Consider the following 23975-nt stretch of genomic DNA (forward strand, 5'->3'; position numbering starts at 1 on the left):
CGGCTGTAAAAATATACAGCCGATGAATATGTTGTAATGACTTTGGTAATTAGATGTTGTTTCTAATCTGGCTGCCTTAGTTCATATTGCATTTGATGATATTTCCAAAGCTTACCTTTTAGTTCCAATAGTTCTTGATACTTACCTTGCTCTACTATCCGTCCCTGTTCTAAAACTACAACTTTATCTGCTTTAGAAATAGTAGAAAGACGGTGAGCGATCGCAATTACTGTTTTACCAACAGATAGCTTTTCTAATGAATCTTGAATTAAGCGCTCAGATAGCGAATCTAAGGCGCTAGTTGCTTCATCCAAAATTAAAATTTCTGGGTTCCGTAGTAAAGCTCGTGCAATCGCAATTCTCTGTCTTTGTCCTCCAGATAACCTAACACCCCGATCTCCTAATTGGGTATCAAAACCTTCAGGCATTTCCAAAATAAATTCTAATGCATTTGCTAGTTTAGCTGCTTCTTGAATTTCCTCATTTGTCGCCTCTGGAGTCCCGTAAGCAATATTTTGCCAAACATTAGTATTGAAGATAAAAGTATCTTGACTGACAACAGCTATTTTGCGACGCAGAGAGTTAATTTCAAACTGCCGTATATCCATTTCATCAATGTAAATATACCCATCTGTAGCATTATAAAAGCGGGGAATTAAATCAGCAAGAGTTGTTTTACCAGCACCAGATGCTCCGACTAACGCTGTCATTTTTCCCTTTTCAATCGTCAGGGTAATATTATGCAGCACTAAATTTTCATCATCATAGCCAAAATCCACAGATACTAAATCTATTGACCTCTTTAATCCCTGAAACTTAACTCTGCCATTTTGAAAGTAATATTTTTCATCACTTGTCAACAGATTTTTAATATTGTCTGCTGAACCATGTAAAGTGCTAAGATATGCTCTTGTGCCATTAATATCTTGAACAAATGGGATAAAGCGAAAGAGTACAAAGAAAAAGGTTAGCAAAGAAGCAACTTGTAGCGTTCCATTAGTGACAAGACTAGTGAATGCCAAAATAATCATGCCGATCAATACTGTAGTAGCTACTCCTTCGGCAATTGGCTTCACAAGTGTCCAGGTAAATACAACCTTTGTTGTACTACTTATTACCTTATCGCTAGCTTTGTAGTAACGCTGACGCTCAAATTCTTGAGTACCACAGGAATGAACAGTGCGAATGCCATTAATAAATTCTATAGCTGTTGATGTAAAATTAGCATTAGCAGTTGTCATGCCAAAACTTGATTCTCTGACTCTAGCATTTAGATTTGACAACCCTACACCTAAAAGGGTAAATAACAATGCTGATATTATCGTCAATTGCCATGAAATCAAAAACATTGATATTAAGTAAACAAAGGTTGTGAGTCCTCTAGTTACTAAAAAAGCTCCGCCACTAAAACCTTGTCTGATCCTTTCAATCTCTGTAGTAATTGTGTTAATTAGTTCGCCAGAACGAGTTTTACTAAAGTAACTTAGCGATAATGATTGTAACTGTTCAAAAATTTGCTTGCGTAAGCGATCGGCAAGATGTAGTTGAGATAATTCAGTATAAACTTGAGAAAAATAATTGAAGGTGGCACGTAACCAAGTACTCAATAAAATCAGCAAAGATACGCGATACAAACGATTAATTGCTGATGTCTTGGCTCCCAAAATCCAAAGATCGAACCATTCTATTCCTGTTTGAACAGGTTGAGCGTTGGGACTAGTTAAACTTTGCAAAAATGAAAGTAAAAAACCAATACTTACACCTTCAAAAGTTGCCGCCAAAATTGAGAATATCAGAGCTAAAATTGCAATTTTGCGAAAGTGTTTAAATTCTCGCAATATCAAATAGTTGTCCTGCCAAAAGCTGCTAGCTTTGAGCAGATTACTGAGTGGTTGAGGAAGCTGTAAATTCATGACTTTTCTCATAATAGTTTGGCAAGTTAGATAGATATCTATAAATCGATACAGAGTTCAGAATGAGTAACAAAACCCTGATGTAGAGATGCAATTTATCGCGTTTGGAAAACTAATTATCTAGAATTGGATGCTACATAAATAATTTTTTTTGAGCCTCAGTGCGATAAATGAAATCATCAATTACCGCACTGATAAATTACAGAGTTTGGCTATCCAGATGTAACAGATGAGACTGTGCCTCTACTTCCCAGGAAGTTGTAATTTCTGGTAATTTATTTAGCTGTACTGCATCTTCCAAAGTCCAACAACGAGATCCGGTTAAACTCATGTCACCCCGTAGCACGTTAAATAACTGTGGCAGATTGTCGAGATTGTATTTACCTATCCAACGTCCTAGCGGTGTGGTATTGTGGGTGCAAAAGCCGATCGTTTGAAAGAATTTACCTCGTTCCCCAACACGCCATTCACGACAAAAAATTGACCCTGGCGAGTAAACCTGCATTAATACAATCAATCCCAACATGACTGGACTTACTAATAGCAGCAATACGAAAGCAGCAATCCAATCAATTATTCGCTGCAATTGTCTCAAAGGTTGGTTAGGAAGTTTTTTGTCAGCGGGTATGCTTAGGAATATTGGTTTTTGAGCTGCTTCACATGCATCTGCCCAAAATTTGAGTAAAGTCTCACCCAATTTTGGATCTATGCTGACCAAACTTACTGGAGAATGTTGTAAGCATTCTACTAGCGATCGCTTATTATCTAATGAAGCCAGGTATGGTTGTTTCACTCCTCCAAGCGGCTTCACCAACAGCTTACCCCGCCGCCACAGGAGTGTGCAGTACCCACGATTATCTTGGTGTGACTGGGTTACATCATATAAATTCTCTAAAGTTGGAATTATTGAAGTTGTCATAATGTCTTTGGGTTTATACAAAAGTGAATTACTGAGGCGTTATCAAAGGCTATCAATGCCAAAGACCCAAATCCGAATCTTGTTGTAAGTCCAAAAAGTTGGAGAGAATTGACGGCAAAAATATGCTATAGTATTTGCCATTCAGCCAAGCACATATTGCGTAGAATTCTGCTGGTGTAGAGATTTACAAATTAGACAGATACTAATTACATAGGTAGCAATCCTAAATGAAATTGTGAAAATTTTTGTTATGGTCGTCCTTGGTCATTTGTCCTACCCTGCGGGAAGCCGCTGGCGCGTCTACGTAATTGCAAATAAGAAAGGACAAAGGACTAATGACTAATGACTAATGACTAATGACTAATGACAGCCAACTCCAAAAATATTTCACAAATGATTTAGGACTGCTACTATTAACATTCATGGGCAAATCTTGATTTTCCGGAAACTACTGACAGTAGAGAAGTGTAGAGGGAAATTACCCATGAATCTATATCTACGTTTAATTACGCTGAGGTGTTCATTGTCTCGATAGATTTAAAAACCAGTCTGCTCTTGTCTTCTAGCCTTTATGAAGGTGCTTTAATCTCTAGAATATAAGACTCTGTAGAAATAGCGATCGTTCAAATAACTTCTTTATTTATTCTTTAAAGAGTCAGTGATTTCTCTGAAAATTCATAAAGATAGCATAAATATACTGAATTCTTCCCGATAGCGACAAAATTCAATTTGGTTCATCAAAACGTAGAGGCAATTCACGAATCATTGCTATCAATTTAAGGTAAAAGCCAGTCTAAAACCAGCTTTTAGCAGATTGTCTCGTTCCCAGTCTCAGACTGGGAATACTCATCCTTGAGGCTCCGCCTCTTTTCCTCGCGGCAGCAGCCCAATGAACAGCATTTCTAACCAGAGGCTAAAAACGAGAAAAAATCCAAAACGCAAAATCCCCGACTTCTCTAAGAAGTCGGGGATTTATCATCTAGCAGTACTAGCTACTTTTCTACAGCTTGACGCAGAGCCAATTGCTGTTGTTTGATATTGGGTACGTAATTACTACTATTTGATACCCCGTTAGCTACAACCCCAATTAGATTTAACTTACTCAGCATAGCTGTCGCTTGATTAAGCTGACTTCGCGTCACAATACCAATGCTTGCCACCATAATCACGCTACGACAAGATGATGCGGTAAGCATGGCATCCACCAAACCGAGAACTGGGGGAGCATCTATCAGAACCAAATCATAGTTTTCCTCAAATGCTGTCATTAATTGGATCATCCGAGGGGAACTCAACAGATTAGCTGGGTCGTTAGGTTTGGGGCCAGCAGTCAAAATATCGATGTAGGCGGAACCTGAGTATTGAAGACTAATTTGGTTGGGTAGAGTTGTATCACTCGCCAATAAAGTTGAAAGTCCCTGCTCATTAGGAAGATTCAGTTGATGGTGCAAACTGGGATCGCGTAAGTTGGCATCAATCAGCAGTACCCTTTTGTGTAAACGAGCAGCACTCATTGCCAAACCCAACGCCAAAGCTGATTTACCCTCATCGGCTAAAGCCGAGGTAATCATCAAAGATTTTAAATTAGTAACAGTATTTAAAAGTTCAATGTTTTTGTAAATCAGATCCAGCGATTCCCAACGCGGTGGAGATTGCAATACCTGAATCGTCCAGGGGGCGAGAACTTCTGGCTTGCCAAAAGGCAACTTGATCATTGATTCTCTGGGTTTGGCCGGCGGTAACTTGGGAGTTGTTCCCAACAACGGCATGGCCATTTGCTTCTCTAATTCAGCAGTGGTGTGAACTGCATCATCAGCCGATTCGCGAAGAAAGGCAGCAATGCCTCCTAACATTAAGCCAACCACAGCACCTAACAGCAAATTCTGTTGGAGATTGGGGCCTAATTGTGCGCCTTTTTGGGGATCTTCCACCACTTCCCAATTAAACCCACCCTTGGAAAGTTCTTGTCGCAATTGTTGTTCTGCTCTTAAAAGCTGCTCTAACCTTTCACGGCTAAATTGCAGCTGCGGTAGCATCCGATTGTAATAAGCCAACAGAGGCGGGAAGCGTTTGATTTCCAAACGTAGCTCGTTTTCTTTCTGAGCCAAAGTTTGGTCGCGAGCAGTTAAAGCAACTATAGTTGTCTGCGTTTCTACTAACTGACCAGCAAGGCTGAGATCGATTTGGCCCAGCTGTCCTTTTTCGAGAAGAGAGTCTCCAGAAGTGAATGCACCAGCAGATTTTCCGCCTAAAGTTCTTCCTACCTCTTGTTGCAATAATTCCTTCTGGCCCTGAAGCTGTTCTTTGAGTTTTTGCACGCTCGGAGTTTGATCTGTAAAGCGTAAGCGTTCTTGTGCTAGTGCCAATTCGCTTTTTTGGATTTCGTTTAGTAAGCCTTGATAACGAGTAGACTGACTCAAACGAGAAGCAACTAAAGCATTTTGGGGAGAACGATTAAGTTGTTCTTCTAAAGATTTTTGGCGTGCTAAAGCTTCTCCATACTGAGCGCGAGTTGTCTGTCTTTCTTGGGAAAGATTATTCAAAGCTGTTTCAATTGCTTTGGCCTGTGACTCTGGATCGATTAAGTTCTGATTTCTACGAAATCTTTGTAAATTTGTCTCAGATGCGTTTACTTCTTCACTAGCTTTACTTAACTGTTCCCTGATGATTTGTAGACCTTTTTGTAAACGCGAAGTCTGTTGTTGTTTGTTATATTCCAGATAAACTTGTCGAATTGCATCCAAAACTTTTTGGGTTTTTTCAGGATCTCCAGCAGTATATTCAACTTGAAAGATTTTAGTAGCGACATTATCTTCTTTGCTCCTGATTTGAGTTAAGACCAAAGAAGCTTTAATTTCCGCTGAAGTTATATCTGGATAATTAGACTGAAGTTTATCAACTGCTTTCTGGATGAGTCCTGAACCTTGCATCAAGTTAAGCTGAGTGGCAGTATCTATGACCACGTTAGAGTCAGTAAACTGATTGTCTACCCCCGCACCACCTTCCGTTTTACCTTGATAGTTAGGTTCTACTAGCAGTTGCATAGAACTTTTATAAGTAGGCTTTGTTTTTACAGTTACTATGCTGGCAATAGCAATAGAACTAATTAATACTGCTAAGAACCAAGGAAATCGCCGCACAAATACGGCAAACATTTGCCCATAACTTGGTTCATTTTCAGAAGCTGGAGCTAGATGAGGATTTAGACTAGTTTGAACCACTTTTATATCCTTGTCTTCAAGACTTACGCTAAGAGATTCTCCGAAAAATACCTATTTTTTTACGAACCGCCAATGAGGAGAGAGCAAATAAATAGGTAATCTGATAGTGGAAAATTCAGAAATCAAATGAATAATTGCTGCACGCCACAAGCTTGATTGATAATTTGCTCAACCTTGCCAAAGAATGCATTTTCTGAAAAATTTGCTACTGCATGATTACGGATGCGATCGTAATCCCAAGAAATGCCGTTGGCTTCTAGTAATGCAATTTGTAGAGATTCGGGTGTTTGTCTTTTGAAAAAGACTCCTGTTTCACCTGGTATTTGAGTATCTAATACTCCACCCGCTCCATAAGCAATAACTGGTGTACCGCTAGCGTTAGCCTCAACTGGAACTAATCCGTAATCTTCTAAGGCTGCGACAATAATAGACTTGGCTTTGGAAAACAAGTCTTTGCGGGTTCTATCACTTACGTGTCCCAAGAACACAATATTTTGTAATGCTTTGGATTTTAACCGTGCTAGTTCTGGCCCGTCACCAGATATTAATAGCCGCCACCCCAACCAATTAAAAGCTTCGACTATTATATCAAGTCGCTTATAACCGATCATCCGGGCGGAGGCCAGATAATATTCATCTTTTATATCTGAAAAAACAAATTTACTAGTATCAATTGGATAGTTCACCATCATTGCCTTTTTGCCATAAATCTTTTCAATTCGGCGGGCAACAACACTAGAATTAGCAATGTAAAGGTCAGGCTCCTGTGCATATTTCAAGTCTACCTTTCTCATGACTTGAAATACTTGTTCGATTAAAGGAGCAAAATATCTATAGTCCCCGTACTCTCTTAAATAAGTTGCTGTATCCCATAAGAAACGGGTGACGTTATGACAAAAACAAATATGGTGGGCATTAGGATTTTTTCGTACTGCTTTGGCGAAGCTGGTGCTACTACTAATAATTAAATCGTAGTTTTGCAAATCCAAGGCACGAAAGGCAGGAAAATATAGAGGAGCCATCGACCTAAAATATTTTGCTGCACCAGGAATCTTTTGTAAGAAGGTTGTATTAACTATGCGATCGCCTAGATCGATAGTTTTTTGGGGATCGTACAAAGATGTGAAAATATCTGCTTCGGGATAGCGTTTACAAAGCAGTTCAAACACACGCTCTGCCCCACCTCGCTGGGTTAAATAATCATGGACGAGAGCAATTTTCATGAAATTTGACCTAAAGTTTCGATCGGGTTTGTTGAAACGCTCCCCAGCAAATTACTATCCTGTCCGCTTAGTTACTCATTAAACCTCAAGAACCCCACCCCGCCAAAGCTATGCTTTGTCTCCCCTCCCCGCCTGCGGGGAGGGGTTGGGGGTGGGGTGCAATGACTGTGGAAATCATAACTAATTACCCGGACTTGATATTACTATCAACAACTTTAGTGTTCAGCAGTATAACTTCCTATCCTCTTGATGAAATTCTGGCGACAAACATATAGGGGCGTACAGCTGTACGCCCCTACAGCTAATTCATTTGTTGTGAATATTTTTAGAACCGATATTATCCAACTGCTACTAAGATTTTTTCTGGAGCGAAATAGGTGTTTTGCTCAGTTCGTAGTTGGTCGCAGAGTCTGCCTTCAGGTAATTTTACATCCTCATAAGTGAGGACTCGATCTTTAGAAATATCTCGTTTGAGGCGGCACCCTTCAGCTAAACCCATTGGTAGAAGATTTTGCTGTTGGACGATATCGGAATTTTCACATTGTCCGTAGGTCATGTAGTAGCCAATGCCATCTAAGGTTTCTCCTGCTTTCAGGTCAATTTTGGCGGTGGTGACAACATCTACTAACGGGCCTGCTAGTGGAGACATAACGGCATCACCAAATAAAACAGCACGCGCTACGGACAAGGGAACTTCAAAATGACAGAGGTGATAAGGAGTATAGAAGCTGTAAAGTGGGCCTTCGCCTAATTTATATAAGTTGAGATAGTGGCGTTGCTTGGGGTCGTCGTGAGTGGCAAATACATATACGCCTGGGCCTGGTTTTGCTCCAACTACATAATCGACAATACCGCCTAGTTCTTTGAGTTGTTCAACATCATATAACTGGGTCATTTCATCGACATGACCGTTGAAGTCATATCCCAACATTCCCCGTTTGGCGACTTTCATGCCTGTGGCATTGGCAACGATCGCTTGCTCGAAGGAAATTTTGCTTCCGTCGGCGAAGCTAGTCACCATGTGGGGCTTTTGACCCCAACGTTTAGCAAATCCTTCTTGGGTAGTGGGATTGCGATAGGGGTCTTGGAGTCCTTTAATGTTACCGCACAATAAGGGAGTTAAACCAATGCTTTTTACAAAGCGATAAAGGTTCATTTGTACCCCTGGCTGATCGCCATCACAAGCGCTGAGAATCACACCTGCTTTGTCGGCATACACTTTCAGGATGGGGCCAATGGTACCATCGAGTTCGGCATTCATCATAATCACATGTTTGCAATGGGCGATCGCTTCCATAACAATCTGAGCGCCAAATTCCACTGCACCCGTGACTTCGATTAATGCATCGATGCCTTCAGCCCGACACAGTAACTTAGCGTCTTCTGTGACTGCATATTTACCGTTAGCGATCGCATCTTCTAATTCGCTGATAGTTGCAACAACTTGAATATCTTCAATTCCTGCTTCCGAATAAGCTTGTTTAGCTGCATCAATCTGACGATTAGAGATAGCAACTAACTCCATTCCTGGCACTGAATTGACAATTTGGTTGGCAATTCCTCGACCCATAAAACCAGCACCAATCATTCCCACCTTGATAGGATTTCCTGCTGCTGCACGGGCTTGTAAGGCGCGATCGATAATAATCATGAACTAAACTCCTTTTTGGAACTGTTTGTTGTGTTACAAATTCTCGATAATTTTGCACTTAATAATTCGTTACGGCTAAACATTAAGTACATTTTCATTAATGACAGCTACTAACTGGTTTTTTGCTAGATGTTATAGTTGGCAGTCATTAGTCATTAGTCATTTGTTCTTTGTAATCACAAATGACAAAGGACGACCATAACAAAAATTTTCACAATCTCATTTAGGATTGCTATATATAGCAACAGTCAAGGTGGTTAGGACATCAACAGACGATAAAACTTAGACACAAAAAGGCTTTTCACCCAGTCCCCAGTCCCCAGTCCCCAGTCCCCAGTCCCTTGCTATAGTTATCTGGAAGCTGTACCGCCAACAGTCATCATTCTCAACAAAGGCCAATTTAAATCTTTCTCGGAGATTTCAGTCACATCTAGAGGCCAATCAATGTTAAAAAATGGGTCGTCATAGCGTAAACCTCTTTCATATCCTGGGGTGTAAAATTCACCCACTTGATATACAACTTCAGTCTCATCAGTTAGCGCTTGATAGCCATGAGCAAACATTTCTGGAACATACAAAGCGCGGCGATTTTCTGGGGTTAGCTCTACACCAATGTGTGATAAAAAGCTAGGAGATTCAGGACGCATATCAATAATTACGTCGTAGATTGCGCCTTTAGTACAGCGAATTAATTTTGTTTCTGCTGCTGGTAGAATTTGATAGTGCATTCCCCGGATAGTGCCTTTTTTGTAATTAAAAGACAGGTTACATTGGGCAACTGTTGGCTTTAATCCATGTGCTGCAAATTCTTGAGCGCAGAAAGACCGAGCGAAAAAACCACGGCGATCTGGCTTTTCTTCTAAATCAATGATGAATGCGTCTTGGAGTGCAGTTTGAGTGAAGAGCATGAATGAATAACCTTGAGAAGAATATTGAGGACAACAAAACTTGTTACAAACCTCATCAAAAATAGTTTTGAGTGGGTTTTTAGATTAACAATTAGCTTGCTTGGACTGAACTATATGGTGCTAACTTTGGTTGGGGAAAAGTATTGTCTCGATATTGAGTACAAACTTCTGGACGATCGGGCGAAGTAGATGTGTAGCACGAGAATAAAGTTAGCCTATCTTCAGTGCGTGATGTACCGTGATGTATGGCTTTTTTGGGATCGACAATAATGACTGTTCCTGCCGATCCTATACAAGATTTCCAAGCCTCTTTCGGGATAATTTCATTTAGTTCTTCATCGGTGATACCTAAATGACCAGATTGCCAAAGCTTGTAGTAAGTACGGTAATAGTTTAATTTAAATAAAGAGGTTAAAGAGGCTGGGATATATTCAAATGGCCCGTGCTTTTCTTCAACATCATTTAAGTAAATAATGATTTTGATCATGCGGCGGTCTTCTGCATCTTTATGCCATAGTTGTGTACCAAACTGATTTTTATTAGGGAAATCTTTGCGGAGATGTACACCATGAAAAATGATTGGCAGACCAATGTAGTTTTCAATGATGTTTAAGAGCCTTTTTTCGCTTCCCCAAGTAGCAAATTCAGGTAAATATGTAACTGTGTAAACTTGGGGAAATGTTTCCTTTGAATCGTCATGATTGCCAGATTCCATTTGGGACGAATAACCATAAGCTGCCTTGAGCAATTCTGCTGTTGAATCGAATCCCAATTCAGCAAGTGTGGTAATATGAATACCATCACATTTAAGGTCATCAAGAATTTTGCGATCGCCTGCTTCTAGTGAAGGCAAATTAGCAGCGTGTTTTAAAAGTGCTAATCTGTAAACTAATTCAGATCCCAATGAAGATATTTTGCGTTTAATCTTGAGCAGCATGACATGACTACCTTTAATAGACTATCGGCTATTTTCTACTTGCTGCCTTAACTCTGCTCTGGGATAAGTATCATCCCAGTATTGGGTGCAGAGTTCTGGTCTTTCAGGAGGGTTAGCGGTGTAACAAAAGAATAGTGTTGAGCGTTCTTCTGTGCGGACTGTGCCGTGATGCAAAGCATTTTTCGTATCTACAATAATGACAGTACCTGCTGGCCCTGGGCAAGATTTCCAAGCTGATTTGGGGATGACTGGTTTTACTTTTTCATCATCGATGCCCATATAACCTGATTTCCAAAGTTTGTAGTAAAGCTGAATATAATTCCAACTAAACAAGGAAGTTAAAGAGCGCGGAATGTATTCAAAAGGCCCAGTTTTTTCTTCGACATCATTCAAGTAAATAAAGATTTTGATAATCCGGCGGTCTTCAGCATCGCTGTGCCATAGCAGTGTGCCAAACTGATGTTTGCTAGGGAAATCTTTACGTAAATGTACACCATGAAAAGCAATAGGCAGACCAATATAATTTTCGATCAGATTGAGAAGTCTTTTCTCCATTGCCCAGGCATAAAATTCTGGTAAACCTGTAACCGTGTAAATTTGTGGTAACTTTTCATCTAGATGGTCGTTGTTGGGATTTTCCATCTGAGACAATTGCTGATAAGCAGCTTTGAGCAGTTCGGAGCTAGAGTCGAAGCCTAAATCTGCCAGTGTTGTGACATAAACGCCGTCTTTTTTGAGAGCCTTGAGAATATTGCGATCGCGCCCTTCCAATGCTGGCAGATTTCTGCTATGCTTCCAACGAGCTACATAATATTCAAAGTCAGCAGATAGTGTAGATAATTTGCGTTTAATTAGATTAAACATATGGGAAACTCTTTCTAATTTCAATGTCGATTTATCAGTAATTTAGTAGCTTATGGCTTATAGCTCCGTATTTCTTGAGCAGGTATTTCACTTGATTCGGCTAAACTAAAATCTTTAGAAATCATCACGTCAAAAGCACATAAACCGACTAAAGCCAAAAATGGGACTACTGTTTGAATAGCAGACATAGGCCATCTTCTTAAAGCACCTAAGAAAACTTTTAAGTTGACTTCTTTACCGTTTTGCAAAAGCATCCGCCGACAAAACTGCTTAGAATATCCACTCTGCTCCAATTTCAAAATTACTTCGGGTATGTGTTTGTATTGCATTAAAAGTGCAGATTTTGGTTCTTTCTGCCAATAACTCACACCCACAACACATTCCAAATAAGTCTCTTTCGTGACAATTACACGACCATTAGCAGCACAATACCCGGCTAAATATGCTAAAGATATCCAGTTATTCTCAGCATCTTGCCAATTTTGTAGAGCGCGTTTCACTAAATCAGTGCGGTAGATTGTCGCAGTCAGAAAAATAACTGCACCGACACTTTTTGAAAAACAATGCTCAAATATAGCTTTACCGTCACCATCACCATCTTCGCTATCTATATCAAACCAGCGATTACCAACAATTGTTGGTGGATGAACTGGTTCACCAGTAATTTGGTTCCGACCGGAAAAGTTGAGAAACAATAATGATAAATCTTCATATTGCTTAAGTTTGCTAATCACATAAGCAATAGTTCTATCTTGAATTGGGTCATCATCACCAATCGTCCAAACATATTTTGTTGTCGTAGAATTTAGGCAGTACATAATATTTTTGACAACGCCTAAATTTTGAGGATTTTTATTTGATTTAAATGGGATACTGCTAAGTATTATTTGCCATTTGTTAATCACATCCTGAGTATTGTCTGTTGAACAATTATCAGAAACTAAAATTTCACAATCATCTTCAAAACCTTTGATAGCTTGAGCTAACCATGCTAACTGTTTATCTAGTAATTCAGCACGATTATAAGTCGGTATAGCAATGGTCAGTAATTTCTGCATGGTAAAAATAGTAGTTAATAAATTGATATATGAATGGTTACAGGTTAGTTTCTAGCTGTTTGGGTGGAAAAAGAATTGTCCAAGCTGATATGCTTAACAAACGTAGGTAAGGAATAAGTATCTTGATTGTCAATAAAGGCCAACGTTTTAAAGCACCTAATAGGATTTTCAAGTCAGTTTTTTGATGGAAATTCTGCCAAATCATTTCCTGACAAAATTTATGAGGATATCCTACTTTTAGTAGTTTTATATAAACTTCAGGTATGTACGCATATCGCATTTTAAAGTTCCATGTCGGGTCGAGATCCAAAAGACTAGCACCCATAGTACATTCTAAATAAGTGTCTTTAGTGACGATGACACTCCCATAAGCAGCACAAAATGCAGTCCAATATGCTTGAGATGCCCAATTATTAGTAGCAGACGGCCATTTTTGTAAAGCGCGTTGCACTAGATTTGTGCGATAAATTGCTGCTGATATAAAAAGTACACCACCAAAATTTTCATTCAGGTAACTTTGAAATACAGTTTTACCATCAACTTTTAGTTCGTCGTTATCACTATTCAACCAGCGTTCGACAACAAGTTGACCTGTTTGTTTTTGACGACCAGAGAAGTTTAAAAACATTAGTGCTAAATCTGAATGTTTTTTTAGTGTTGTTAACACATAATCTAGGGTTCTATCTTGAATTGGATCGTCATCACCAATTGTCCAAATATATTTACTAGTTGGAGCTTTTAAGCAACAAGCAATATTACTCATTACACCAATATTTTCACTATTTTTATTTGATGTAAATGTAACATTACTAAGAATTGTCTGCCACTTCTTAATAATTTGTTGAGTATTGTCTGTAGAACAATTATCAGAAATAAAGATTTCACAGTCAGACTCAAACCCTTTAATAGATTTGGCTAACCAAGCAAGTTGTTTATCTAAAATCTGGGCACGATTGAATGTAGGAATTGCAATAGTCAGCAATTTATTCATCTTCTGCTTTGTTTATTTAGCTTTTTCTCAAAATGTAGCGATGCAGTCTAGCGGCAATTTATTTAGCTTTCAGATGGCTAACTCGATTACTAATGCTAAGGTGAGCGCCATAAAATTTAACTTGTTGATTGCAAATAATTTGATGGATGGAATAAGCCCGAATCAAATAGTATTGATTCGGAAGCTTAGATTGTTTTTCCGTTGCGGCTAGGCAACTTGAGCTATTTTTTATTCCAGAAGAAATCTTTGTCAATTTGCTCTGTCCGAATTAGATACTCTAGCTGTTTTAAACGAGTAAATCCTCTAAACAAGAAAGTATCTTCAGCCATGTGTATCTGACTGAATAAATCAAATAACTGCTGGGCACCAAGTCGGGCATTCCAATCACATTTAAATCCGGGTAGGATTGTGTTGATTTTCTCGAAGGATACGCGATAGCTGCGGTTATCTGCGCCGTTGTCACCAAAGGACAATTTGCAATCTGGGAAAACATCAGCAATAATTTCCGCGATTTCTTTAACGCGATAGTTGTTTGCTGTATCTCCCACGTTGAAGATTTGGTTATGTACAATGTCTCGTGGTGCTTCTAAGGTGCAGACTATTGCTTTGCAAATATCCAATGCGTGGACTAATGGCCGCCAAGGTGTGCCATCACTAATCATTTTGATTTCTTTGCTAGTCCATGCCAACCCTGCTAAGTTGTTTAAAACAATATCGAAGCGCATTCTGGGAGAAGCACCAAAGGCTGTTGCATTCCGCATAAAGGTGGGAGAGAAGTCATCGTCAGCGAGTGGTCTGACATCTCTTTCCACAAGAGTTTTACATTCTGCGTAGGCTGTTTGGGGATTAACTGCGGATTCTTCTGTGACATCACCTGCGGTAGCAACACCGTAGACACTGCACGAAGACATATATACGAAGCGACGCACACCCATAGCCTTAGCTAGACTAGCCAGACGAACTGAACCTACGTGATTAATTTCGTAAGTAATATTGGGTGCTAATTGTCCGGCTGGGTCGTTGGAAAGTTCCGCCATGTGAACTATGGCTTCAATACCTTCCAAATCATCAGGGGTGATGTTGCGGATATCTTTGTTAAGGGTCTTGGGTGTGACTCCACTACGGTTGTACAGCCAACCAACTTTATAAAAGCCGGTATCTAGACCAATAACTTCATGTCCTCGTTCGATTAACAGAGGTGGTAATAGTGAACCTAGATAGCCTTCTGTTCCAGTTACTAATATTTTCATTGTGGTTAATTCCTTTGTATTGATGAGTTAAATTTTTCGTTTAGTAGGGACGCACAGATATTGCCCTATAGGGTGTTGCATCTAAGAGGGAACCGCTATATTTTTCGTTGGTATGCAATAACTTGACCTCTCTCCAAACCTCTCTCCTCTTAGGAGAGAGGCTTTGAATCTTATTCCCATTCCCTTGTAGGGAAGGGGTTGGGGGTTAGGTCATTGGACTAAAACCAGAAGCGCTATGTATACGGCTAACAGTTATTACATAGTTGCCGACTAGCCCATTGGGTAGCAGGACTCTATAGCGGTTCTTAATTGATGCACTATACTTTTTTCTTGGGAGATGGGTATCTTACCCGTCTCTTGTATTTCCAGGCTGGAAAAGATGCCGACTATACAAGATTCATCCTTTTATTCAGCAGTCCCGGAAATAACAACTATGATATCTATGCAGTGACTACACTCTCTAGATGCGAAAGTTGGGGAATTTCTGCCACAAGTGCTTTGCCGATTTCTAGAGAAGATGTGGCAGCAGGAGAAGGAGCATTGCAAACATGAATGGAGTTTTGACCGGAAACAATCAAAAAGTCGTCTACAAGCTTGCCATCGTTCATTAAGGCTTGAGCGCGAACTCCTGCATGGGTGGGAACTAAGTCTTCTGCTTGCACTTCGGGAATTAGTTTTTGTAAACTTCTGGTGAAGGCTGCTTTGCTAAAAGAACGAATGATTTCTTGAATGCCTTCATCAGCGTGTTTAACTGCTAACTTCCAGAAACCGGGATAGGTGATGACTTCCATAAAATCCCGTAAGTCAAAGTCGGTTTTTTTGTAACCTTCGCGTTTAAGGGATAAAACCGCGTTTGGCCCTGCATGGACGCTACCATCAATCATCCGGGTAAAGTGGACACCCAGGAAGGGGAAATCTGGATTGGGAACTGGGTAGATTAGTGTCTTGACTAGATAGCGTTTTTCTGGGGTGAGTTCGTAGTATTCTCCCCGAAATGGCACAATTTTGGCTTGGGGTTCAACTTGACCTAGTTTGGCGGTGCGATCGCTATGCAATCCAGTACAATTAATTACAAAGCGGGTTTCAAAGCTACCCTTGTTTGTTTCCAGTACCTGATTTTTACCACTTGGAGAGATTTTCAGGACTTTTGTATTCAGGTGCAAATCTCCACCCTGCTGTTGAATTAGCTGGGCATATTTCAAACAAACTTGCTTGTAATTAACAATACCAGTTGAGAATACCCGAATTCCACCTACACATCTTACGTGAGGTTCAATTTCTTTGACTTCTTCGGGGCTAATTCTCTTAACTTCTATGCCATTGTCTAAGCCGCGTTGGTAGAGATTTTCTAAGCGTGGTAGTTCTTGTTCTTCAGTTGCAACAATTACCTTACCACAAACTTCATGGTCAATTCCATGCTCTTGGCAGAATTCTACCATTGAACGAGAACCATCACGACAAAATTTAGCTTTGAAACTCCCTGGCTTATAGTAAATACCAGAATGAATTACCCCGCTATTATTGCCAGTTTGGTGAAATGCCCATTGACTCTCTTTTTCTAGTACTAAAATGCGGGCATTAGGATAGCGTTTTCCTAAAGCCAACGCTGTCGAGAGTCCAACTATTCCCCCACCTATAATCGCAAAATCATACATTAGTATTATCGCACTTCAAATTACAGTAAATCTATAAAGTCATTTGTCATTTGTCATTTGTTATTTAACTCCTGACTCCTAACTCCTAACTCCTAACTCTTAACTCTTCTCTTACCACACCTTCCAAGGAGCTTGGTTGTTTTTCCACAGCCCTTCGAGATAGTTTTTATCACGTAAAGTATCCATTGGTTGCCAAAACCCATCATGTCTGAAAGCTGATAGCTGTTCCATATCAGCTAGCTTTTCTAATGGCTCTTGCTCCCACACTGTAGAGTCATCAGCAATTAAGTTGATTACTTCTGGTTCTAACACAAAATAACCGCCATTAATCCAAGCTCCATCACCTTCAGGTTTTTCCCGAAAGCTGGTGATTTTGGTTTGCTCATATCCTAAAGAAATGGCACCAAAACGTCCAGCTGGTTGAACGGCTGTGAGTGTTCCTAAGCTATTTTGTTCTTTATGAAATTTAACTAGCTCGGTGATATTAATATTACTGACACCATCGCCATAAGTAAAGCAAAAAGTCTCATTACCAAGATGTTCGCTGATTCGCTTTAAGCGTCCGCCTGTCATTGTATTATCACCCGTATTTACTAAGGTGACGCGCCAGGGTTCTGCATAACCAGAATGCACGTTCATCTGGTTAAAGCGCATGTCGAAGGTAACATCTGACATGTGTAAGAAGTAGTTAGCAAAATACTCTTTAATGATGTAACCTTTGTAACCACAACAAATAATAAAGTCATTAATGCCGTGGGCAGAATATGTTTTCATTATGTGCCAGAGAATTGGCTTACCACCAATCTCAACCATCGGCTTGGGTCTAACACTGGTTTCTTCACTGAGGCGTGTACCAAGACCTCCAGCCAAAATCACCGCTTTCATGCAATTACCTCGGAGATTTGTAGGGATATGATTATTCGACTTTTTCGAGATGAAGAGGATGCACTTCAAGGGAGAGAAATGTATTTCTGATTTCTGTTTCTCCGTCAATAATCTAACTGTAATTTCCGATGAAATTATAAAGGTAAGATAAATTAAAATCTTTTCTATATAAAAGCTCTATGAATATAGCAAGGGACTGGGGACTGGTGACTGGGGATTGGGTGAAAAGTCTTGTTGTGTCTAAGTTTTATCATCTGTTAATGTCCTAACCACGAAGGCTTGTGCTATATCTATAAATACAGAAATAAATTACTCAATGCAATAAAAATATTACCTATAAAATAACTAGGATTAGCTGGCGCTAACCCTAGTCATGCTTGATTTTTTAAATCAAAACCAACAATATGTTAGTAACAAAACTTACTTGTTTCTAGTTAGTTTTTTCGATGTTACTTGAGCCTTGGAATAAAGGGTCACATTTGTTTTCGATGACTACACACATATTACTGAGTGCTTGTTGATAATTATCCATGTCATCTTGCTCAAGAAATATTTTGGCAGATGCCTGTATATCTTCGACAGCTTTCGCTTGGTTTTTGTTAGCTTCACTACCGCCATATTGTGCCAGTTCATAGCGAACCATACCTCGTTTGAGATATGCTTTTGCTAATTTAGGGCTGAGAGTTAATGCTTGGTTAAAGTCAGCGATCGCTTGATTATATTCTTGCTGATAATTACTGCTATATTGAGCAATTTGATAATAGACAACACCCCGCTGGAAGTAAGCTTCGGCTTTGGAGACATTAAGTTGTATGGCTTGAGTAAAATCTGCGATCGCTTTTTTGTAAGCTTGTTGAGATTCACCGCTGTATTTAGCCATTTGGGCGCGGACAATCCCTCGTCTGACATAAGCTTCAATTTCATTATTATCCAGACCAATGGCTCGATTATAGTCTGCGATCGCTAGATTATATTCTCGATCGGGATCGTTGCTATATTCGGCGAGCATATAGCGGGCATTGCCCCGATTTACCAGAGCTTTGGTTTGATTGGGATTGATTTTCAGAGCTTGGCTATAATCTGTAACTGCTCCTTCGTAGTCTTTCAGGTTATAGCGGGCATTACCACGATTTACAATTGCTCTAGCATGTGTCGGTTCTTGTTCAATTGCTTGGCTAAAATTGACAATTGCTTTGTCATAGTCTCGCTCTTTATAAGCAATATAACCTTGCTGATAGGAATCAGCGAAGCTGAGTTTATTATTTGGCTGGGTAGACTTGATTGTTTGTTGGGTGTAAGCATTTTGGGAAACTAACGGCTGAGTAAATTTAATCATTACGTCTGCATATCCCAATAAACCAAAACCCAGCAAACAACAAATAATCGGGTACAACTTTGACTTTTTGGAAGGTTTATATGAACCGCTGGGAGTCATTACTGGCTGCCAGTAATTAGCTAGCTGCGGTGACATGGCTCGCTGGGGAAAATGCGGTGTCTGATTGTAGCGTTTTCTCGCTTTGACTCGCGGTTGGAGATGTTCTCTAGCTTCTATAGCCCGATGTGATGGAAAGGGGTCGCGTCCACCTAATCGCACGGTACGTTCGCACCACGGACAGCTACGCATGTGGTTGTTGTAGCGATGCTGGGGATTTGTCGTGCAGGTAATCAGGGAATCTTCGGCTTCAGCGATGGCTGAGAGCCAAGTCTGGGCACTGGGGCGTAGTTGTGGGTTGTTATGACCCTCTTCAAAACAACGGACAAATAATTCTTGTAAGCTGGGATGGAGAATTTCCCAAGGGGGGGCAATGGGTGTCGGCAGGTAGGGTACGTAACGCTTTTGGCTGTAAGTGAAATGACCAGACGCAATGCGTGCTTCGTAAGGTGGTGGCTCAATCGCACCTTGAAAAATCCCCGAAAATGGGTGAGTGCCTTCCATTAAGAGTTGGAATACTAGCACCCCTAATCCAAATAAATCGTGAGAAATTTCGCGATCGTGCTGGGCAAAAGTTTTATTCTGTAGTTCTGGTGGAGTAAACTCTGGTTTACCCACTGGGCAGCGATAAACAACATCGCTGTTTGGGTCGGTTACTTGGAAAGAGTCTGTGTCTATCAAAGTCACCAGTGCTGTATCACTGACGAGGATATTAGACTCGTTCACATCACCAATGCAATATCCACTAGCGTGCAAAGCGGCAAAAGCTGCCGCCAAGTTTCGAGCCGTGCGGAGCAGGTACTGATAGTTGAATAGAGGGCAATGTTGCCGACGAGTTCTGGGGTTGTAAAAGTCGATGATTGGACGCATCCCCTGAATACGTGGCATCAAAAACCCCAGGATGCTATTTTTGCCATCTGCTGCCCGCAATAAATCCTCTGGCCAAGCGATAGAGATATGCCCTAAACTCGCCGTAGGGTTTTCTGGCGGGTTGGCAAGCATCGCCTGGAGTTTCTCAGCATGGGCAACGGTTGGCTTGTGGTAAATCTTCGCCACCAAGTCGTTATCGGCTGGCACTGCATAAACGCAAGCTTCACCGCCACGTCCCAAACTGACATTGAGACTGAGGATTTCTTTTCTGGGGGAACAACGTAGTACCTGCATAATGAAATTACCGCTAACGGAAGTTATTGTAAGATGTGAAACCTGTAGATTTGTTGCTCATGAGTCGTTGAATGCGGCTATAATGAGTGTTAAGTCATCATCAGTGCGTTGCGTAATCCGCTCTGAGCGTAAAAATTTTACCAATTGCTCCTTCGCTTCTGTCTTATCCTCGGTATTGGCGACAAATTCAAACAGCGGAAAAAAGAATGGTTTGTGAGGTTCGCCAACAACCATATTCAAAGCCAGCATTTGTAATCCGTCGGTGATGATACCAACGTTTACTATGTCTGTGCGCCATAATCTCATTTGTGCTGTATCTAAGGCATTGGGTGAAGTTAAAAAAGTAGTTTCGTTGATGTATTCACCACTGTCAGGCATCGTCAGTGCCAATAGGTTGCCCAGACTATCTTTAGCCACTGCCAAACCATCGCCTATCTGAACTACAGCTACAACTTCTGGTGTGGCAACCAGCATAATTAAGGTAGTTGCTAAATCTTGAGGCTGTTTGTCACAAGTAGCTGCCTCATCTTCCACAGCTTTTTTGGCGGCGAATATGGCATCATTTAAGAGCGATCGCACCAATGTATCATCAGTCAAACTTCTTCGGGTCAGCCCAATGGTTGAAATGTGTTCTATTGCTGTCTCTACAGCAACCATCGCTCCCACTTTCCCAAGGCTAGCAGAACCCGCGCCATCTGCTGCGGCCGCCACTAAAACATTATCTGACAATATCTGCCAGTGATGAGCATCCTGACATAATTGATTGTTTTTTAAGTGACTTGTACCACATACAGACGCAGCCACAATCCGCCATTGAGCAATCTGTTTTGATATGTTCATAAATTTTTTTTCAAGCAGCTAGCTGTGTAAACATCAAGCTGCAATTTTTCATTAAACAGTCCCCCAACCAATCGGCGGTAGTGCTACCTGTTCGTCTACTTGAGAATGAGAAACAGCCGACATACTAGTTGACAGCCAGACAAACATCTCGATAAAATTTAATCCTTTAAGTTTTAAGGGAGTACGTACAGTTATTTGATTTAAACGCGTCATATTCGCATTTTCTACTCCAACTGTAAAGAATGCTACCCGCTTGTTCGCCTCGTCTCCCTGTAGACGCTGGGATGCTTGCTCTACCACTTGCTCTAATTCACCTTGGGGTTCTCCATCGGTAATCATAAATACCCAAGGACGATAGTAAGCAATCCCGTTGGCACGATACTGAGATTTCCGCTCTTGAATTATGTCCAAAGCTTTATGAATTCCCGCACCCATTGTAGTCAAGCCTTGGGCTGTCAAAATCGGTGGATTGAATTGATCGGCAGTCACAAAGTCTTGTACTACATTGATATTACTATCAAAAGTGACGATCGCCACTTCCACGCGTCTCGCGGCTAAGGAATTTTTGACTAGTTCATCCTTTAAGCTTAGTAAACCTTGATTTAAAGCCTCAATCGGCTCTCCTTGCATCGACCCAGATGTGTCTAATAAAAGTACACAAGGACAACGGGGTTCTGGGTTCTCAGCAAATTCTACTACTTCATCAAGTCTTAATGTATCATGCATAACTTTTTGTGTTATGTTAAAGTCCAAAGCTTTATTTCCCTTTGCTCAGAGTATATAGTTCCAATCGCCGAGGCGACTACAGAATATAGTATCTATTGGTAGATGCTCTAATCTTTATTAAACAAATTATTTTCATGAAGTTCTCTATATATTTTAGATGAACTTGAGTACAGCTTAGTTTAGCAAAAAAGAGTTTATCAAAACCCAGCATTACCTGTTGTAATGTATCTACCAAAAATTTATATCCATTAAACCTACAGTACAATAAATACGTAAACTTTTTTAGATAAGTTTTTAAAGATTTTATGTAGAAGAATCGTTTCTTTAAGGAAAAGTAATTAACCATAATTAAACTTGTTAACTCTATAAGTATATCAGTGTAACTACGCAAGTTTGGAATTAAATTTGCTTTTTGAAGTGAGTGCGCATAAATAAACGTCATTATTAAGGTCTTCACTCAAGAGTTGTCAGTAGCTAGTAAAATCCAGAATTAACCAACATCTACTGATAATCTCGCTATGATAGATGCTTACCCTTATTCATACCTACTTGTTTTTTGAGATAAATTAAGTAAAAGGTGCTAAATGTAACAAAAAATTTATAAGTATTACAATTTTTAATGTATGTACATATTTTCAAATAAATAATTTGTGGTTAGAAAAATATTACAAAAAAGAGAATACTTTATAGCTCATATTTTCAATCTACAAATGTTCGCTTGTTGATTCCGCAAAAAACTTGAAAAATATGAATAACTCAGGTACATTCACCAAACTACGTCCTCTAAGTTTGTTAAGACAATTATCTAATTGTTCAGACAGTACTTGTTTACAAGTATTGAGTAACTCAGTTTATTGGTCGATTTACTTAGAACAGGGCAAAATAACTTACGCTACCCATTCCGTGGAACCCTTCGATCGATTAGAACGCCATTTGCGACGCCTCAGCCAGCAAATTCCACTCCTGACTAATGAGGTTCGCTCTCAAGTACGGCTGATGTTTGAACCTGACTCACACAGTCAGTTAATCAAAGATGACACTAATTCGAGAAGCCACCCTCCTGAGTATCAGGCTATATCCTGGCTTGTTAGTCAACAACATCTACATTCTACACAAGCAGCAGTACTGGTTCAAGAATTAGTTAAAGAGATAATTGAATCATTTTTGCTCATCAAAGAAGGTACTTATGAATTAACAGAACCAATTGAGAGAATGCCAAAAATTTGTCGGCTAGGTGTCGAAAAAATTCTAGAGTATTGCCAAGTAAGATTACAGAATTGGCAGGCTTTTATACCTAAAATTTCTTCTGCATATCAACGTCCATATCTATTGATTAATAGCAAGTTTGATGACCAAGATTTACCAAACCTACAGCCAGATTTAATTAACTGGATGAAGGGTTTTAGCCTGTGTCATCTGGCTGTAATTTTGAATCAAGATGAAATTCAACTAGCTCGCAAGTTATACCCTTACATCCTTAAGGGTGCGATTATCCTTCATGAACCCGATCCACCTTATGATAAGTTACCAAAGATTTTTGAGGAGCAATCGCTTTTCTCAAAATTGATTTCAGGGTTAGTTGACACGAAACAAGAACTAAGTAACACTGTCAATTCTTACCAAAATATTCCTGAAGAGAAAATAGTGCCTGTTCAGCGATTACCACAGATTTCTACTCCTTCCAAAGAAAACTTTCAGGAACCAACAATATCAAATAACATAAATTCTGCTTCTCCAAGAGTAACGGCTGCTACTGTGACAGTAAAAAAAGTCCACAAAATAGTTTCTGTAGATGATAGCCCTACAATTCTTAAAGAAATCAGTTATTTCTTAGAAAATGAAAATTTTTCTGTAGTGACTATTAACGATCCAGTGAAAGCACTTTTGTCAATTATAAGGCACAAACCGGATTTAATTTTGTTGGATTTAAACATGCTAGGAATTGATGGCTATGAGTTGTGCCGGATTATACGAAATAATTCCTTATTTCAAAATACTCCGATTATCTTTGTCACTGGGAATAAAGGAATCGTAGACAAAGTAAAAGCGAAATTAGTTGGGGCATCTGGATATCTGACTAAACCGTTTACTCGCGCCGAATTACTGAAAATAGTCTTTATGCATTTGACTTAAATTAACTACCTTACCCATTACATTTCAAAGAGTAATACTTCTGGGTTAATTACAGATTAGACTTACGCAAAAAGTGTTAAAAAGCTTAATTTATCGAACTGCCAAGAACGCCAATAACGTCAAGAATCGTAGAGTTTGCGTAAGTCCTAACAGATTGAAATTCTTGAAGTACTATAGCAATCCGAATTGAAACGTGAGAAAACAC

At 39.8% G+C, this 23975-nt stretch carries 17 protein-coding genes; 1 reads left to right on the forward strand and 16 read right to left on the reverse strand.

Annotation, left to right across the window (positions count from 1 at the left end):
- Positions 1-62 precede the first annotated feature (62 nt).
- The 16 genes from hepA to RM049_RS25835 form a co-directional block, all read right to left on the reverse strand.
- Positions 63-1913, reverse strand: a complete 1851-nt coding sequence (hepA, locus tag RM049_RS25760; protein ID WP_322706167.1) for a heterocyst formation ABC transporter subunit HepA — start codon at positions 1911-1913, stop codon at positions 63-65.
- Positions 1914-2112: 199 nt separating this feature from the next.
- Positions 2113-2832, reverse strand: coding sequence for a heterocyst development glycosyltransferase HepC (gene hepC / locus RM049_RS25765; protein WP_322706168.1), 720 nt, complete (start codon positions 2830-2832; stop codon positions 2113-2115).
- Between the two features lie 992 nt (positions 2833-3824).
- A complete protein-coding gene (locus RM049_RS25770; RefSeq protein WP_322706169.1) occupies positions 3825-6053 on the reverse strand; it encodes a polysaccharide biosynthesis tyrosine autokinase in 2229 nt (742 codons plus the stop codon).
- Positions 6054-6175: 122 nt separating this feature from the next.
- Complete coding sequence (locus RM049_RS25775; protein WP_322688860.1) at positions 6176-7276, reverse strand: glycosyltransferase; 1101 nt, start codon at positions 7274-7276, stop codon at positions 6176-6178.
- A 337-nt stretch (positions 7277-7613) separates the two neighbouring features.
- Entirely contained in the window at positions 7614-8927 is a 1314-nt protein-coding gene (locus RM049_RS25780) for an NAD(P)H-dependent oxidoreductase (RefSeq protein ID WP_322706170.1), read from the reverse strand.
- Positions 8928-9277: 350 nt separating this feature from the next.
- On the reverse strand, positions 9278-9835 hold the full coding sequence (gene rfbC, locus RM049_RS25785) for a dTDP-4-dehydrorhamnose 3,5-epimerase (protein WP_322706171.1): 558 nt from the start codon (positions 9833-9835) through the stop codon (positions 9278-9280).
- A 91-nt stretch (positions 9836-9926) separates the two neighbouring features.
- Positions 9927-10772, reverse strand: a complete 846-nt coding sequence (locus RM049_RS25790) for a phytanoyl-CoA dioxygenase family protein (RefSeq protein WP_322706172.1) — start codon at positions 10770-10772, stop codon at positions 9927-9929.
- 21 nt (positions 10773-10793) lie between these two features.
- Positions 10794-11636 (reverse strand): phytanoyl-CoA dioxygenase, encoded by an 843-nt coding sequence (locus RM049_RS25795; protein ID WP_322706173.1) that lies wholly within the window; start codon positions 11634-11636, stop codon positions 10794-10796.
- Between the two features lie 50 nt (positions 11637-11686).
- Complete coding sequence (locus tag RM049_RS25800) at positions 11687-12694, reverse strand: glycosyltransferase (RefSeq protein WP_322706174.1); 1008 nt, start codon at positions 12692-12694, stop codon at positions 11687-11689.
- A gap of 37 nt (positions 12695-12731) precedes the next feature.
- Positions 12732-13685 carry a glycosyltransferase family 2 protein gene (locus RM049_RS25805; RefSeq protein ID WP_322706175.1) on the reverse strand — a complete coding sequence of 318 codons (954 nt, stop codon included), beginning with the start codon at positions 13683-13685 and terminating at the stop codon, positions 12732-12734.
- 221 nt (positions 13686-13906) lie between these two features.
- A complete protein-coding gene (locus RM049_RS25810; protein ID WP_322706176.1) occupies positions 13907-14935 on the reverse strand; it encodes an SDR family oxidoreductase in 1029 nt (342 codons plus the stop codon).
- A 440-nt stretch (positions 14936-15375) separates the two neighbouring features.
- Complete coding sequence (gene lhgO / locus RM049_RS25815; RefSeq protein ID WP_322706177.1) at positions 15376-16590, reverse strand: L-2-hydroxyglutarate oxidase; 1215 nt, start codon at positions 16588-16590, stop codon at positions 15376-15378.
- Positions 16591-16701: 111 nt separating this feature from the next.
- Positions 16702-17475 (reverse strand): glucose-1-phosphate cytidylyltransferase, encoded by a 774-nt coding sequence (gene rfbF, locus RM049_RS25820; protein WP_094351583.1) that lies wholly within the window; start codon positions 17473-17475, stop codon positions 16702-16704.
- A 430-nt stretch (positions 17476-17905) separates the two neighbouring features.
- Positions 17906-20071, reverse strand: a complete 2166-nt coding sequence (locus tag RM049_RS25825) for a tetratricopeptide repeat protein (protein ID WP_322673800.1) — start codon at positions 20069-20071, stop codon at positions 17906-17908.
- Between the two features lie 57 nt (positions 20072-20128).
- Positions 20129-20911, reverse strand: a complete 783-nt coding sequence (locus tag RM049_RS25830) for a PP2C family serine/threonine-protein phosphatase (protein WP_322706178.1) — start codon at positions 20909-20911, stop codon at positions 20129-20131.
- Between the two features lie 51 nt (positions 20912-20962).
- A complete protein-coding gene (locus RM049_RS25835; RefSeq protein ID WP_322660910.1) occupies positions 20963-21637 on the reverse strand; it encodes a vWA domain-containing protein in 675 nt (224 codons plus the stop codon).
- 747 nt (positions 21638-22384) lie between these two features.
- Between RM049_RS25835 and RM049_RS25840 the strand changes: the two genes are divergently transcribed.
- Positions 22385-23770 carry a response regulator gene (locus RM049_RS25840; protein WP_322706179.1) on the forward strand — a complete coding sequence of 462 codons (1386 nt, stop codon included), beginning with the start codon at positions 22385-22387 and terminating at the stop codon, positions 23768-23770.
- The last annotated feature ends 205 nt before the right edge of the window (positions 23771-23975 follow it).

It is taken from the genome of Nostoc sp. DedQUE04, from assembly GCF_034530995.1.
GTDB lineage: Bacteria > Cyanobacteriota > Cyanobacteriia > Cyanobacteriales > Nostocaceae > Nostoc.